The organism is Nocardia sp. XZ_19_369, from assembly GCF_015355715.1.
Lineage (GTDB): Bacteria > Actinomycetota > Actinomycetes > Mycobacteriales > Mycobacteriaceae > Nocardia.
Genome location: NZ_JACVED010000003.1, coordinates 373,316 through 390,500, shown reverse-complemented (window position 1 = coordinate 390,500; position 17,185 = coordinate 373,316). Strand labels below are relative to the sequence as shown.

The following is a 17,185-nucleotide window of genomic DNA, read 5'->3' as shown; positions in this document are numbered from 1 at the left end:
ATTCCCCTTTGGAGCGCTTGCGAGTCGCGCATGCGCGAGGCCGCGCGCGCCTGCGGTGGATGCCCTGGACACACCACGGCAGACCATACGGCTTATGTAGTCGCGGCAAAAGGGGTGATCGTTACCGCAAGGTTGCCCCATCATGCCTGAACTACCCCGATTCCGGCGCGCCCGACCCACCTTCGCACACACCTAGTGCGCCCGCGGGTCGAGCAGGTCGGACAGGCCCGGCCCGATCTCGGCCAGCGCCTCCGGCGTGGTCATCTGATCGTGTGCGACGCCGACCGGGTGATCTTCGACACGGCCGTCGACGAACGGTTGCCAGTTGGCTGCCGCGGTCTCGTGCCCGGCCGCGCTGTAGTAATCGAGCCTGCCGCGGAACACCTCGGGGCGATGCTCGGCGATGAGCTCGGCCGACCGCACCGCGCTGCGGTAGATCCGGCGCACCCGCTCCGGCGTGAGCACGGCCATGTCCGGCGGGATGGTGGCGTGCAGCGCGGCGAGCGCCTCGTCGCTGAGGTCGTGGATATCGCCCTCGGTGGGCAGCAGCGCGTCGGCGCCGATACCGAGCTCGCTCAACGCCTCCCGGATCGCGGCCCGGAAGTCGGTCACATCGATGTCGGGGTGGCTGTCCAGCATGGCCAGCAGCGCGACTTCTTCACCCGCGGCCTGCAGTTCGGTCGCGACGGCGTGCGCGAGCACACCGCCGAGCGACCAGCCGAGCAGCCGGTACGGCCCGGCCGGTTGGACAGCGCGGATCTCCGCGACGTACCGGCTCGCCATCTCGGCCAGCGACACGGGCAGATAGCCGTCTTCGGTGAGCGCGGGCGACTGCAGACCGAAGATCGGCCTGCTGGCGGGCACGTAGCGGGCCAGACCCGCGTAGCACCAGGACAATCCGTACATCGGGTGCAGGCAGAACAGCGGCTCGGCGGCGGCCGTGTCGTGCGGCACCCTGGTGCGGATCGGCAGCAGCACACCGAGCGCCGCGTTCGAGTCCAGGTCGTAGTCGTGGTCCCCGGCCAGCGCCGCGAGGATGCGGGCGGCCAACGCGCCGGGGGTGGAATCGGTGAAGAACCACTGCACCCAAACCTCGGCGCCGGTGAGCGTGCGCAACCGGCTGACCGCACGAGTGGCGACCAGTGAATTGCCGCCGAGATCGAAGAAGTCGTCGTCCAGGCCGACCCGTTCGACGCCGAGGATCTCGGCGAACACCTCGACGATGGTCCGCTCCAGCGGGGTGGTCGGCGGCCGGTACGGGCGGGCGGCGAGTTCGGGGACCGGCAGCGCCTTGCGGTCGAGCTTGCCACTGGCGTTGAGCGGCAAGGCATCCAGCACGACGAACGCCGACGGCACCATGTACGACGGCAGCGCGCCGCGCGCGTGCAACAGCACCGCGGTCTGGTCGACGGTCTCCCCCGGCATGGCGACCAGGTAGGCGACCAGCCGATCGCCCGACGAGCCGCCGACGAGGGAAACGGCGGCGTGGCGCACCGATTCGTGGCCGAGCAGCACGGTTTCGATCTCGCCGAGCTCGACGCGCTGACCGCGCAGCTTGACCTGGAAGTCGCTGCGCCCCAGGTACTCCAGCGCACCAACGCGCCAGCGGACGATGTCACCGGTGCGATACAGGCGCGTACCGCCCTCGTGCGCGACGAAACGCTCCGCGGTGAGGGCGGGGGCACCGAGGTAGCCGCGGGCCAGCTGTACGCCCGCGATGTACAGCTCGCCCGCGGCGCCGGGCGGCACCGGGCGCAGCTGCCGGTCGAGCACGTGCACCTGCGTGTTGGCCACCGGTGTACCGATCGGAACCGCCAGTGCGGCAGTGTCTTCCACCCGGTAGTCGGTCACCACGGTCGCCTCGGCGGGCCCGTACCAGTTCACCAGCTGGGTATCCGGAATGGTGTCGGCGAAGGTCGTCGCGGTCTCCGCGGACAGCGCCTCACCCGCGGCGAACACCCGGCGCAGGCTCGGGTAGTCCGCCGCCGCATCCGGCACGAGGAAGGCATCCAGCATGGACGGCACGAAATGCACCGTGCTGACCGCGTTCTCGGCGATGACCTTCGCCAGATACACCGGATCGCGGTGACCGTCCGGCTCGGCGACGACGATCGAGGCGCCGGTCTGCAAGGGCCAGAACAACTCCCAGGTGGAGATGTCGAAGGTGATCGGCGTCTTGTGCAGCACCACGTCGCCGGTGTCGTGCGGATAAGCCCGCTGCGCCCAGCGGAACTGGTTGACCATCTGCCGGTGCGTGATCACCACGCCCTTGGGGCGGCCGGTGGAGCCGGAGGTGTAGATGACGTAGGCGACGTTGTCCGGGTGTAGTCCGCTGTCCGTGCGCGCGACTGAATCCAGCGGCAGGTAAAGCGTGTCCACCGCGACGACCGCGATATCGGTGTCGGTGACGAAGGCGTCGCCGGTGGTCAGCACGCAGGCCGGGGCGGCACTGGCCAGCACGTATTCATTGCGCTCGGCCGGGTGATCCGGGTCGATCGGCAGGTAGCCCGCGCCGGCCCGCAGCACCGCGTAGACGGCGACGACCAGGTCGGCACCGCGCCGCATGGCCACGCCCACCAGCGATTCCGGCCCGACGCCCCAGCGGGCGATCTCCGCGGCCAGGGCCCGAGAGCGCAGGTCGAGCTCGGCGTAGCTGAGCGTGACGTCGCCGTAGCGCACCGCGACCGCGTCCGGCGTGCGGGCCACCTGAGCGTCGAACAGCGACAGCAGCGTCGCGTCGTCCCGCAGCTCCGGCACCTCGGTGGCGTTGCGGGCGGCCAGCTCGGCCCGCTCGCTGTCCAGCAGCACGTCGATGTCGGCCACGCGCGCCTGCGGGTTGGTCACGAAGCGGCGGATCAGGGCCGAAAGCCGTTGCGCGAGCGCCTGTGCCGCCGTCTCGTCGAACAGGTCGCGCAGGTACTTCACCGAGACCCGCAGCTGACTGTCCAGCACCACCATCACGGTGAGCGGGTAGTGCGTGCCGTTGACCGCGCCGACGCCGGTGACGCTCATGCCGTCGATGGCGCTGGCCTTGTCCAGGCCGTCGCGGTCGACGGGGAACGATTCGAACACCACCAGGGAGTCGAAAAGCCCTTCCACGCCGACGGTTTCCTGAATATCGCTCAGCCCGAGGTAGTGGTGGTCCAGCAGCCCGGCCTGTTCGGCTTGCAGCTGGCGCAGCAGCCCGCCCAGGGTGTCGGTGGCGCCGAGGCGCACCCGCACCGGGATCGCGTTGAGGAACAGCCCGACCATGCTCTCGACGCCGTCCAGCTGCGGCGGCCGCCCGGAGACGGTGGCGCCGAAGACCACATCGTCGCGATCGACGCTGCGCCCGATCAGCAGACCCCACGCCGCCTGCACGACGGTGTTCACGGTGACGCCGAGACCCGAGGCGAGCCGGGTGAGCGCGGTGGTGTCGGACTGGGCGAGCTCGAAGCCGACTTCGCCCACCCCCGCCGAGATTTCGCGGCCCGGATCGACCGGTGCCAGCGGCGTCGGCTCGGTGATCCCGCTCAGCGCGGCCCGCCAGGCTTCGCGCGCGGCGTCGGCCTTCTGCGCGGCCAGCCAGGCCAGGTAGCCCCGGTAGGACGGCACCTTGGGCAGATGCCGGGAATTGCCGCCGAGCGCGTACAGCGTCAGCAGGTCCTTCATCAGCAGCGGCATCGACCAGCCGTCGATCAGGATGTGATGGCTGGTCACCAGCAGGTGGTACGTGCCGGTGGCGGGTCCGTCCGCGGTCGCGGGATCCGCAGCGGCGGACCGGATCAGCGCGAACCGCAGCAGCGGCGCGGTCCGCATATCGAAGTGATCGGCCAGGTCGGCCGCCTTGATGCCGGCCAGTTCTTCGGCAGCGGCCTCGGGCGCGAGCTGACCGAGATCGATGTAGCGCCACGGCACTTCGAGCGAGTCCTGCACGACCTGCAGTGGATTGCCCGCGTCGTCCTCGGCGAAGGCGACGCGCAGGTTGTCGTGCCGGTCCAGCACGCCCTGTGCCGCGGCGTGCATCCGTCCGGTGTCCACCGTGCCGCCCAGGTCGAGGATGAACTGGGTGGTGTAGACGTCCACCGACGACTCGGCGAGCAACGCGTGGAACAGCATGCCCGACTGGAGCGGGGTCACCGGCCAGACATCGGTGAGGGTCGGGTAGGCGGCGGCGAGCCGGTCGATGGTGGGCTGCTTCAGCCGAACCAGCGTGAAGTCCGACGGCGTATAGGTGACCCCGTCCGCCCGCAGCCCGTGCTCGGCCAGCCCGCCCAGCGCGTAGATCCAGTGCTCGGCAAAGGTTTTCACCTCGTCGGCGGCGAATACCGCGGCGGCGTAGTCGAACCGGGCCACCAGGCCGTCGTCGGCGGCGTCGATTGTCAGGTCGAGCAGCAGGTCGTCGGCCGGGGTGTCGGTGTGCACCCGGGCCGGGCGCAGATCCCGGTAGCGCAGCGCGAATCGACCACGGCCGAGCTCGCTCAGTTCGGCGGCGGTGTCCGCATTGAGGTAGCGCAGCAGGCCGTAACCGACGCCGTGCGAGGGCACCGAGCGGCGCAGCTCCTTGATCTGGGCCAGCGCGGCCCCGGCCGCCGGACCGCCGACGAGCGCGTCGTCGGCGTCGATCCTGGTGAGCCGCAACGGAAGCGGGAACTCGGTGGTGAAGCCGCCGACCATGCTCTCGTCGGCATCGGTCGCGGACCGCTCGTCGGCGGACAGCCGGATCACCGTACCGAGGGCGCGGGTGACGGATTCGCCCGCCGAGGTCTGCAGCGCCAGCGCGACCGCGGTCAGCAGGACGTCGTCCACGGTGGCGTGGTAGGCCGTCGCCGCGGCGACCACCGCGGCGGCACCCTCCGCGGTGATGGCCAGCGAGACCCGGCTGCGCACCCGCAGATCGCGCCCGTCGGCCACATTCCCCTCGGGGACGGTTGCCAGAATCCGCTCCCACCAGCCCAACTCGCCGACGGTGCGCAGATCGTGCGCCTTGGTCGAGAGCGCGCGAATGAGCACGCCGAGGCCCGATTCCGGCGCCGCGGGTGCGGCGTGCCTACCGCGGCTCCAAGCCGCGGTGAGCTGATCGACCATGGTCCGCCACGAGATGTCGTCCACGACAAGGCCGTTGGCGACGACGATCAGTGTGGATCGACCCTCGGGGCCGCCGGTCAGCACGAAGTGGATATTGCGACCCTGCTCGGGATCCAGCGCCGCGGCGGCGGCCTGCACCACATCGTCGACGGGCAGCGTGGTTTCGCCGTGCTGCGCGTCGAGGCGACGGAACGCCTCGCCCGTGCGTTCGTCGGCGGGCGGGATCCGCAGCACCGGGGTGTCGCCCGAACGATCCAGCCGCACCCACAGCATCGGATGCTGATCGAGCACCTTGCCGACCGCGGTGTGCACGGCTTCGACGGCGCAGCTCTCCGGCACGTCGAGCGCGATGGCGCGCACCTCGACGCCGGTGTCGAGCAGCCGGGCCGCGTGCGGCGTCAACGGCAGATCGCCGGATTCGTCGCCCGGCCCGTCCTCGACCGTGGCGGCCTTGGCCAGCGCGGCGACGGTGCGCAGCTCGAAAACGTCACGCGGGGCGAAGGTCACGCCACGGACGCGCGATCGCGACACCACCTGGATGGAGACGATGCTGTCGCCGCCGAGGGCGAAGAAATCGTCGTCGAGGCCCACCCGGTCGATGCCGAGCACCTCGCCGATCACCTCGGCGATGGTCAGTTCCGCCCGGGTCTGCGGTGCGCGGTACGCGGTGGTCTCGCGGGCGGGTTCGGGCAGTGCGCGCCGATCCAGCTTGCCGACCGGCGTCAGCGGGATCTCGTCCAGCACGACGATGGCGGTGGGCACCATGTACTCCGGCAGGACGGCGCCGAGCTCTTCGGTCAGGTCCGCGACATCGAGCGTGACGCCCGTGCCGGGCAGCACATAGGAGACCAGCATCGTCGCGCCCGAACCGGATTCGCGGCCGAGGGTGACCGCGAACTCGACGCCGGGCTGCGCGGTGAGCGCGGCGTCGATCTCGCCGAGCTCGATCCGGAAACCACGCACCTTCACCTGGAAGTCGTTGCGGCCCACATACTCCACCACCGGCTCGCCACCGGAGCGGGCCCAGCGCACCACATCACCGGTCCGGTAGAGCCGCTCGCCAGGAACCCCGTACGGGTCCGCGACGAACCGGCTCGCGGTCAGCCCCGGCTTGGCGTGGTACCCACGCGCCAGCTGGATGCCGCCCAGATACAGCTCGCCCGCAACACCTTCGGGCACCGGACGCAGTCTGCGGTCCAGCACCAGAGACCGCATACCGCGGATGGGGCCGCCGATGGTGACCGGCTCCCCGGGCCGCAGCGGGTCGCTGATGTTGGTCATGATCGTGGTCTCGGTGGGGCCGTAACCGTTGTAGAAGCGCCGGTTCTCGGCACCCGCCCACTTGGCGACCAGGTCGGCGGGCACCGCTTCGCCGCCCGCCACGATCGCCTGCATGCCCGCGAGCGCGTCCGGGTCGAGCGAGGCGAGCACCGAGGGCGTGAGGAAGGCGTGCGTCACCCCTTCGTCCCGGATGAGGTCGGCCAGTTCGCTACCGCCGAACGTCAGCGGCGGCGCGACCACCAGTGCGCCCGCCGAGCCGAGCGCGAGCAGCAGCTCCAGCATCGAGGCGTCGAACGACGGCGAGGCGAAAGCCAGTGCGCGGGTGGACTGGTCGAGTCCGTACCGCTCCACCTGTTCGGCACTGAAGTTGGCCAGGCCCGCGTGCGTGACCACCACACCCTTGGGCAGCCCGGTGGAGCCCGAGGTGTAGATGACGTACGCGGCGTTGCTGCTCCGGATCGGGCCATGGCGTTCGGTGAGGCTGATCGGGCGGTCCGAGCGGGACGCGACGTCGAAGGTGAAGTCGCGATCGTCGAGCACGAACCAGAAACGCCCGCCCGCCAAGGTGGGCAGGGCACCCAGCTCGGCGGTGAGCGTCACGCCCAGTGCCGCACCGGAATCGGCCACCATGTGCGCGATGCGCTCGGGCGGGTAGGTCGGGTCGATCGGCACGATCGCCGCGCCGGTCTTGGCGATCGCCCACAGGGCGAGCAGGGATTCGACCGAGCGCCGGACCGCCAGCGCGACCAGCACATCCGGGCCCGCGCCGCGATCGATGAGTGTGCGCGCCAATTGCGAAGAGGCGGCGTCGAGTTCGACGTAACTGAAGGACCGGCCGCCGACGACGAGGGCAGCACCGGTGGGATTCCTGGTGACCGCCGAGGCCATCAGCTCCGGCAGGCTGCGCGGCGCCACGGCGTCGCCGCCCGAGCGGGTGACCAGCTCGGCCCGCTCCGACTCGTCCAGGATCTCCAGGTCGCCGACGGCGGTGGCCGGATCCTGCGCGACGGCGGCCAGGATGCCGCGGAAGCGGCGACCGAACTCGGCGACCGTGTGCTCGTCGAACAGGTCACGGGCATAGGTGAATTCGGCGGCGAGGCCGGCTTCGGCGCCCGCCTCGGTGCGCTGCTCGCGCACGGTCAGCAGCAGGTCGAACTTGGCGGTGTCCGCCGCCGGATCCAGCGCGGCGAAACTCAGGCCGGGCAGCTCGAAGCTGGTGGCGGCGAGGTTCTCGAAGGACAGCGCCACCTGGAACAGCGGGTGGCGACCTGCGGAACGCTCCGGATCGAGCACCTCGACCAGCCGCTCGAACGGGGTGTCGGAGTTGGCGAAGGCGCGCAGGTCGGTCTCCCGGTTGGCCGCGAGCAACTCGGTGAAGCCGAGGTCGGCGGCGACCCGGCTGCGCAGCACCAGCGTGTTGACGAACATGCCGATGAGATCGTCGAGTTCGGGCTCGCCGCGGCCCGCGATCGGGGTGCCGATGGCGACGTCCTCGGTGCCGGACATGCGCGCCAGGAACACCGCGAGCGCGGTGTGCACGACCATGAACAGCGTCGCGTTGTGCTGTTTGGCCAACCCGACAAGCGCGGCATGCACCTCGGCGTCGACGACGAAATCGGTTTTGCCGCCCGCGAAGCTCTGTGCGGCGGGCCGTGGCCGATCGGTCGGCAGGTTCAGCTCGTCCGGCAGATCGGCGAGTTCGGTTGTCCAGTAGGCGAGTTGGGCGCCCGCGAGGGACTCGGGGTCGTCGTCGCTGCCGAGCACGCTGCGCTGCCAGAGCGCGTAGTCGGCGTACTGGATCGGCAGCGGTGCCCAGGAGGGTGCCTCGCCACCGCTGCGAGCGGCGTAGGCCAGCATCAGATCTCGGGTCAGCGGACCCATCGACCAGCCGTCCGCGCTGATGTGGTGCGCGACGAACACCAGGACGTACTCGGTGGCCGCGAGCTGGAACAGCCTGGCGCGGAACGGCACCTCCATGGTGACGTCGAAACCGGCGGCGACGATGCGCTGCACCTCGTGCGCCACGCGTTCCTCGCCGATCTGCGCGGGGGCCAGATCCACCGAGACCTCGTGCGGCGCGAGGACGCGCTGCTCCGGACCGTCCATCGTCTCCGGGTAGACGGTGCGCATGATCTCGTGGCGCGCGACGAGGTCGGCGACGGCCTGCTGCAACGCGTCAACATTCAGGTCGCCGGACAGCCGGATGGCGGCCGGGATGTTGTAGACGGCGGCGGAGGTGTCGAACTGGTTCAGGAACCACATCCGCTGCTGCGCGGAGGACAGCGGAATGTGCTCGGGGCGCGGCTGGGCGACCAGCGGAGTGCGGGTGGTCTCCGCCGTCGTGTGCTCGACCTTGATCGCGAGTCCGGCCACGGTGGCGGCCTCGAACAGGGCGCGGACGGGAACGCGGGCATCCAGCGCGGCACCGATGCGCGCCGCGACCTGGGTGGCCAGCAGTGAGTTGCCACCGAGAGCGAAGAAGTCGTCGTCGGCACCGACCCGCTCGACACCGAGCACCTCGGCATACACCGACGCGACGATCTCTTCGATCGGTGTCGACGGAGCACGGAACACCTGAGCCTCGAACTCCGGCTCCGGCAATGCCTTCCGATCCAACTTGCCGTTCACGTTGAGCGGCAAGGCGTCCAGCACCACGAACGCCGACGGCACCATGTACGACGGCAACGCTTCGCTCAGCACCGACTTCACCTGCGCCACCTCGAGACCGGCGTCCTCGGACGCCTCGCCATCGGCGGCTTGGGCAGCGAAGGCGGCGGCCTGCACGGCGAATGAGGCGGCGGGCCCGGCCGGGGCGACCGGCTCGGCTCGGCCGACCAGGTAGGCGACCAGGCGATCACCGGTCTTGGGATCGGACTTGGCGACCACCGCGGCCTGCGCGATCTCCGGCAACGCCAGCAGCGCCGCCTCGATCTCACCCAGCTCGATCCGGAAACCACGGATCTTCACCTGGAAGTCGGTGCGGCCCTGGTAGTTCAGCTCGCCGTCGCGGTTCCAGGCCACCAGGTCACCGGTGCGGTACATGCGCTCGCCGGGCTGGAACGGGTTGGCCACGAACCGATCCGCGGTCAGATCGGTCCGGCCGAAGTAGCCGCGGGCGAGCTGAGCGCCCGACAGGTACAGCTCGCCGAAGACGCCGACAGGTACCGGGCGAAGTCGCGAATCCAGCACGTAGACCTGGCTGTTCCACTCGGGCGCACCGATCGGCACGGAGCCGTTGTCGGCCTTGCTCACCCGATGATGGGTAATCGAGACCGCGGCCTCGGTGGGGCCGTACAGATTGAAGAGTTCCGCCTCCGGACGCGTCGCCAGGAAGCGCTGCGCCAGCGCGGCGGGCAGCGCCTCACCGATGGCGAGCACCCGCCGCAACGGCGACGGTTCCGGCGCGGATTCCGTGCCGGTGTGCACCAGCAGCGCGTCCAGCATGGACGGGACGACATGCAGCGTCGTCACCGCTTCCCGGGTGATCAGCTCGTTGAGGTAGGCCGGATCGCGGTGCCCGTCCGGCGCGGCGATCACCAGCTTGCCCGCGCAGGCCACCGCCGACCAGAATTCCCAGACCGAGAGATCGAAGGTGGCCGCCGTCTTCAGCAGCACGGCGTCGCGCTCCGACAGGCCGAATTCGGCTGTCTTCCACTGCAACTGGTTGGCGATGGCGGCGTGTGAGACGGCAACGCCCTTCGGGCGACCGGTCGAGCCCGACGTGAAGATCACGTACGCGGTGTTCGCGGGCCGCAGCGGCGCAAGGCGTTCGGTGTCGGCGAGCGGTCCGCTGGGGAAGGAGCTCAGGACGAGCTCATCGATGGGCACCACGGGCGCGACCTCGGTGTCGAAGCCGGCGTCCGCGTTGGTGAGCACGCACACCGGTGCCGCGGTCTCCAGGATGTAGCCGGTGCGCTCGGCGGCCTGGTCCGGGTCGACCGGTACATACGCGCCACCGGCTTTGGCGACCGCGTACATGGCGACGACCAGGTCCACCGAACGGCGGAAGGCGAGCGCCACCCGCGACTCCGGCCCGACCCCGATCGAGATCAGGTAGCGGGCAAGGCGATTCACCCTGGTGTCCAGCTCGACGTAGGTCAGCTCGTGCCGGGCGCCGTCGGGCAGGTCGGCCACCACGGCGACGGCCTCGGGTGCCGCCGCCAGCACCGCGCGCTGCAGGAACCACGGCAGCGTCACGGCAGCGTCGGCCTGGTGCGCGGTGTCGTTCCACCGGGACAGGACCGCATCGCGTTCGGTAGTGGCGAGCAGGTCGATGTCACCGACGGGAATCGTGGCGTCGGCTACGACGGCGGCGAGGATGCGCGCGAGCCGCTCGGCGAAGCCCTGCACCGTTGCGGCGTCGAAAAGATCTGTCGCATAGGTGAAGAACCCGCCCATGCCGGTGGGCGTGCCGGACTCGTCGTAGCTGTCGCCCACGATCAGGTGCAGATCGAACTGCGACACATCGAGATTCGCGTCGACGCCGGTCACGGCCAGGCCGGGTAGCTCCAGCGCGGTGCGCGCGATGTTCTGGAACGACAGACCCACCTGGAACAGTGGGTGATGGGCGGTCGAGCGGGGCGGGTTGAGCACCTCGACCAGTCGCTCGAACGGGATGTCCGCGTGCGCGAACGCCTGCAGGTCGGTATCACGCTGCTCGGCAAGCACATCGGTGAACGCCGCGCCGCCATCGACCGTGGCCCGGAAGACCACGGTGTTGACGAACATGCCGATCAGGTCGTCGAGTTCCCGCTCGCCGCGGCCGGCCACCGGGGTGCCGATGGCGATGTCGCCGGAACCGGACAACCGGGCGAGCAGCACCGCCAGCGCGGTGTGCACGACCATGAACAGCGTCGCACCATGCGCGCGTGCGAGTTCCACCAGACCGGCATGGGTGGCGGCGTCGATCTGTACGTCCACCCGGGCACCGGCCATCGACGCGATGGCAGGCCGCGGCCGATCCGTCGGCAACTCCAGCAGGTCGGGCAGGCCCGCGAGCTGCTTGCGCCAGAACAGGATCTGCTGCGCGGCAATCGATTCCGGGTCGGCCTCGTCGCCGAGCACCGCCCGCTGCCACAGCGCGTAGTCGGCGTACTGCACCGGCAATGGATTCCACCCGGGCGCCTCGCCTGCGGTCCGCGCGGCGTAGGCCACCATCACGTCGCGCACCAGCGGGCCCATCGAGGACGCGTCCGCCGCGATGTGATGCACCACCACCGCGAGGACGTGATCCGATTCCGCTGTGCCGTCGGTAATTTCGAGCAGGCGCACGCGCACCGGCACCTCGTCGGTCACGTCGAACGGTGTCGACGCCAGCGCATACACCTCGCCGGGCACCTCCGCCGCGGCGACGGGACGCGCGGTGACGTCCAGCTGCACCCGGCTCGCGGGCAGCACCACCTGGATCGGGCCGTCCGCGTTCTCCGGGTACACGGTGCGCAGCACTTCGTGCCTGCTCACCACGTCGTCGAGGGCCGCACCGAGGGCCGCGACATCCAGCGCGCCGGTGAGCCGCAAGGCGAACGGCAGGTTGTAGGCGGCCGAACCCACCGCCGCGTCACCGTCGGACTGGTCGAACCGATTGAGGAACCACATCCGCCGCTGCGCGAGCGACAGCGGCAACTGGTCGGGGCGGGCGATGCTACCCAGCGGCACGCCGCGCGCGCCGTGCGTCTGCGAGTCGATGGCGGCGGCCAGCGACTGCACCGTCGGCGTCTCGAACAGCGTCCGCACCGGGACCCTGGCATCGACCGCGGCACCCAGGCGGGCCACCAGCTGGGTGGCGATCAGCGAGTTGCCGCCGAGGGCGAAGAAGTCGTCGTCGGCGCCGACCCGGTCGAGGCCGAGTACCTCGCCGAACACCTCGGCGACGATCTCCTCGACCGGCGTTGCGGGCGCCCGGAATTCGCGCGCGGTGAAGGACGGCTCGGGCAGCGCCTTGCGATCCAGCTTGCCGCTAGGGTTCAGCGGGAAGGCGTGCAAGGCGACGATGGCCGTCGGAATCATGTAGGCGGGCAGCGTCGCCGCGATCGCGGCGAGCAGTTCCGCCTGCTCGACCCGCTGTCCCGGCCCGGCGACGACATAGGCCACCAGCTGATCGCCCAGCGTGGACCGGCTGACCAGCGCCACCGCCTGGTTCACCGAAGGCTGGGCCAGCAGCGCGGTCTCGATCTCGCCGAGCTCGATGCGCTGGCCGCGGAACTTCACCTGGAAGTCGGTGCGGCCGAGGTAATCCAGCCGATGGGACCGGCCGGCGGCGCGGTCGCGCCACACCACCAGGTCGCCGGTGCGGTACATGCGCTCGCCGAAGCCGAACGGGTCGGCCACGAACCGATCCGAGGTCAGATCGGGACGGCGGACGTAGCCGCGAGCCAGCTGGTCACCGGACAGGTACAGCTCGCCGGGTACCCCGGCGGGGACCGGGCGTAGTCGCCCGTCGAGCACGTAGACCCGGGTGTTCCACTGCGGCAAGCCGATCGGCACCGTACGGATATCCGAGCCGTCGGCCGGCCAGTAGGTCACCGACACCGCGGCCTCGGTCGGGCCGTAGAGGTTGTGCACCCGCGCGTCCGACACCGCGGCGAACGCGGCGACGGTCTCCGGCGGCAAGGCCTCACCGATCACGAAGACGTCCCGCAGGGTCGGGCAGGCACCCGCTGCGGTGTGTGCGGCGAACACGGTGAGCATCGACGGCACGAAGTCGGTGACGGTAACCCGCTGCGCGGCAATGGTTTCCGCGACGTAGACCGGGTCGCGATGCCCGTCGTGGGTGGCGACGACCAGTTTCGCGCCGACGCGCAGCGGCATGAAGAAGCCCCACAGCGACACGTCGAAGGTCGTCGCGGTCTTCTGCAGGTAGACGTCGTCGGGGCCGAGCGGGTACTCCGCCAGCATCCATTCGATCTGATTGTTGATCGCGGCGTGCGAGACCGCGACACCCTTGGGGCGACCGGTCGAACCCGACGTGAAGATGACGTACGCGGGATGCTGCGGCAGCACCGTGCGCACCAGTTCTTCGTCGCGGACCGGTGCACCGTCGAAGGCGTTGGTATCGACCGTATCCAGGGTCAGCACCGTCGTCCCGGCGGGCACCTCGACCGCATCCTTCGACGTGGTCACCACGCAGGCCGGCTGCGCCGTATCGAGGATGTGCGCGATCCGCTCGGCCGGATGATCCGGATCCAGGGGCACATACGCGCCACCCGCGGTCACGATCGCATACATACCGACAACGAGGTCGAGGGACCTCCGAATCGCCAGTCCTACCAGCGACTCCGCACCGACACCCTGCGAAATCAGCAGCCGGGCAAGCTGGTTGACTCGGCGATCGAACTCACGATAAGTAAGCTCGGTGCCCTCGTAAGCCAGCGCGACAGCGTCGGGATACGCCGCCGCCGCCCGCCGGTATCCGTCGAGCAGCAGTTCGGGAGCGACCGCGTGCCGGGTCTCGTTCCAGCCGACGAGAATCCGCGCCAGCTCATCCGGCGCCAGTAGATCGATCTCCCCGACCGCGCGATCCGGGTCGGTGCCCACGGCGGCGAGCAGGCGCTCGAAGCGTTGCGCGAACTCCGCGATGGTCGCCTCGTCGAACAGATCCGTGGCATAGGTGAACTGCGCCGAGAACCCGTCCTCGGCCTTGGGCACCACGGTCAGCTGCAGGTCGAACTTGGCCACCGCGCCGTCGAATTCGACCGCGTGAGCGGACAGGCCGGGCAGCTCGACGTGCGCCTTGCTCATGTTCTGGAAGAACAGCGCCACCTGGAACAGCGGGTGGTGGGCCTGCGAGCGCACCGGATCGAGCACCTCGACCAGCCGCTCGAAGGGTAGCTCGGCATGCGAGAACGCGGCCAGGTCCGTCTCTTTGGTCGCGGCGAGCAGCTCGGCGAACGAGGCGCCGGGAGCGATCGGCGTGCGCAACACCAGGGTGTTCACGAACATGCCGATGAGCCCGTCGAGCTCGCGCTCGCCACGGCCGGCGACGGGGGTGCCGATGACGATGTCGTCGGTGCCGGTGAGCCGGGCGAGCAGTGCGGCGAACGCGGCGTGCACCACCATGAATTCCGAGGCGCCCGCCCGCTGGGCCAGCTCGGTGAGCCCGCGATGGACCGCGGCGGACACCTCGAAGGTGTACTCCGCTCCGGCGTTCGAGGCGATGGCCGGGCGTGGCCGGTCCGCGGGCAGGTCCAGTCGATCCGGGATGCCGGCCAGCGCGTCGCGCCAGTAGGCGATCTGCGCGGCGGCCACCGAGTCGGGGTCGTGCTCGTCGCCGAGCACCTCGCGCTGCCACAGCGTGTAATCGGCGTACTGCACCGGCAGCGGCGGCAAGGCGGGCGGTGCGCCGTTGCGCCGAGACAGGAAGGCGCCGAGCAGATCCCGCAGGAACGGGGCGACCGAGGCGCCGTCGGCGGCGATGTGGTGCACGACCACGACGACCACGTGTTCGCTGGGCGACAGTTCGGCCAATGCGACGCGCAGCGGCACCTCCGCGGCGACATCGAACCCGGCCAGCGCGAGCCCGCGCAGCCAGTCCGCCAGCTCGTGCTCGGCGAGCGGCTTCGGCGCCAGGTCCGGAACAGCCTGTGCCGCAGGAAGAACCACCTGGTAGCCGGTGCCGTCGATGGCCGGATACACGGTGCGCAGCGTCTCGTGCCGTTCGATCACATCCATGATCGCGGCCTGCAGCGCCGACACGTCCAGCGCGCCGGACAGCCGGACCGCGATCGGAATGTTGTTCGCCGCCGACGCGGTGTCGAACTGGTTCAGGAACCACATCCGCTGCTGCGCCAGCGACAGCGGAATGTGTTCGGGCCGTTCGGTCGGCGCGAGCGCGCGCCGATCCCCGGCACCCTTCAACGACTCCATCCGCTCGGCCAGGCCTGCGACGGTGGGTGTCTCGAAGATGAGCCGCGCGGGCACCCGAGCGGACAGGGCGGTGCCCAGCCGGGCCGCCGCCTGCGTGGCGATCAGCGAATTGCCGCCGAGTTCGAAGAAGTGATCGTCGGCGCCCACCGGGGCGCCGGGTCCGAGCAACTCGGCGAAGACGTCGGCGACCAGCTCTTCCAGCGGGCCGACCGGTGCGCGGAACACCTTGGTCTGCAGGCGCGGTGCGGGTAGCGCGGCGCGGTCGAGCTTGCCGACCGGCGTCAGCGGGATCGCGGCGATCACCATGACCACCGTCGGCACCATGTGCGCGGGCAGGCGCTGCTCGGCGACGGCGGCCAGCTCGGCGGCGTCGGCATCCATGCCCGGCGCGGAATGCACGTAGGAGACGAGAATCGTGGCGCCGCTGTCCAGTTCGTGGCCGACGGTGACCGCGAAGTCCACCGTCTCGTGCGCGGCGAGCACCGCGTCGATCTCGCCGAGCTCGATGCGGAAGCCGCGAATCTTCACCTGGAAGTCGTTGCGGCCCAGATACTCCAGCGCACCGTCCGCTGTCCAGCGGACCAGGTCGCCGGTCCGGTACAGCCGAGAGCCGTTGGCGTCGAAGGGATTCGCGATGAAGCGGGCCGCCGTCAGCCCGGCCCGGTCGTGGTAGCCCCTGGCCAGCTGCGCGCCGGTGATGTAGAGCTCGCCGACCGTCGCGCCGCTGACCGGCACCAGTTGCTCGTCCAGCACGTACTCGGTGACCGCGCGGATCGGCCCGCCGATCGTCACCGGCGCGTCCGGGACCAGCGGCGCACTGATGTTCGTCATGATCGTGGTCTCGGTGGGCCCGTACCCGTTGTAGAACTCCCGGACCCGCTTGCCGGACACCGGTACCACCCAGCGCCGCACCAACTCCGGCGGGCACGCCTCGCCACCCGCGACGACCACCCGCAGCTCGTCCAGCCCGGCGGGATCCACCGACGCGAGCGCCGCGGGCGTGATGAACGCGTGTGTCACGCGTTCCCTGTGGATCAGCGCCGCGAGTTCCTCGCCGCCGAACACGGTCGGCGCCACCACGACCATGGTGGCCGCGCCGCCGATCGCGAGCAGCAACTCCAGCACCGAGGCGTCGAACGACGGCGACGCGAAATGCAGCGTCCGCGAATCACCCGTCACCTGGTAGCGCTCGCGCTGCTCGTCGCAGAAGCCGGACAGGCCGGCCTGGGTGACGACGACGCCCTTGGGTGTGCCGGTGGATCCGGAGGTGTAGATGACGTAGGCCGGGTGTTCGGCCCGCAGGGGGCGCACCCGGTCGATATAGGTAACCGGGTCCGCCGGGAACTCCTCGAGCCACCTGGCGCAGTCGGCGGTGTCGATGGCCAGCCAGTCGACCCGGTCCGGCAGTTCGTCGCGTACCGCGGCGACGGTCAATCCGCAGACCGCGCCGGAGTCGGCGACCATGTGCTCGACCCGGTCGGCCGGGTAGTTCGGATCCACCGGCACGAAACCGGCGCCTGCCTTGGCCACCGCCCAGACCGCGATCACGGACTCGATCGAGCGCGGGATGCCGACGGCCACCAGGTCCTCGGGGCCGACGCCACGGTCGATCAGCAGCCGCGCCAGCCGGGTGGACCGCTCATCGAGTTCGGCGTAGCTCAGCTCCGCCAGCGTGCCGGTGGCGTCGGCGAGGACGACACCGAGGCCGTTCGGGTTCGCCTCGACGGCCGTCGCCATCAGCTGCGGCAGTGTGGTGACCCTGGCTCGTCTGGTTCGGGTAGGCCGAACTCTGGCTGGGCGGGTCATGCGCACACCGCTGCGCGAGCGTCGTCATACCGCTGCCCGACCGACCGAACCATGGAGATGCCTCACCCTGCCTGTTGTCGCCGCACACACGCCTCGCTGGCCCCACCCCCATGGACATCGAATGCGCGCATACCCATCGTTACCGACCGCACCGGCACACACCGAACAC

Annotated in this window: 1 pseudogene; it reads right to left on the bottom strand. The window is 70.5% G+C overall.

The features are described from left to right. Positions 1 to 192: 192 nt before the first annotated feature. A pseudogene (locus IBX18_RS13305) lies at positions 193 to 16,968 on the bottom strand (non-ribosomal peptide synthase/polyketide synthase); the annotation flags it as partial. Positions 16,969 to 17,185 lie beyond the last annotated feature (217 nt).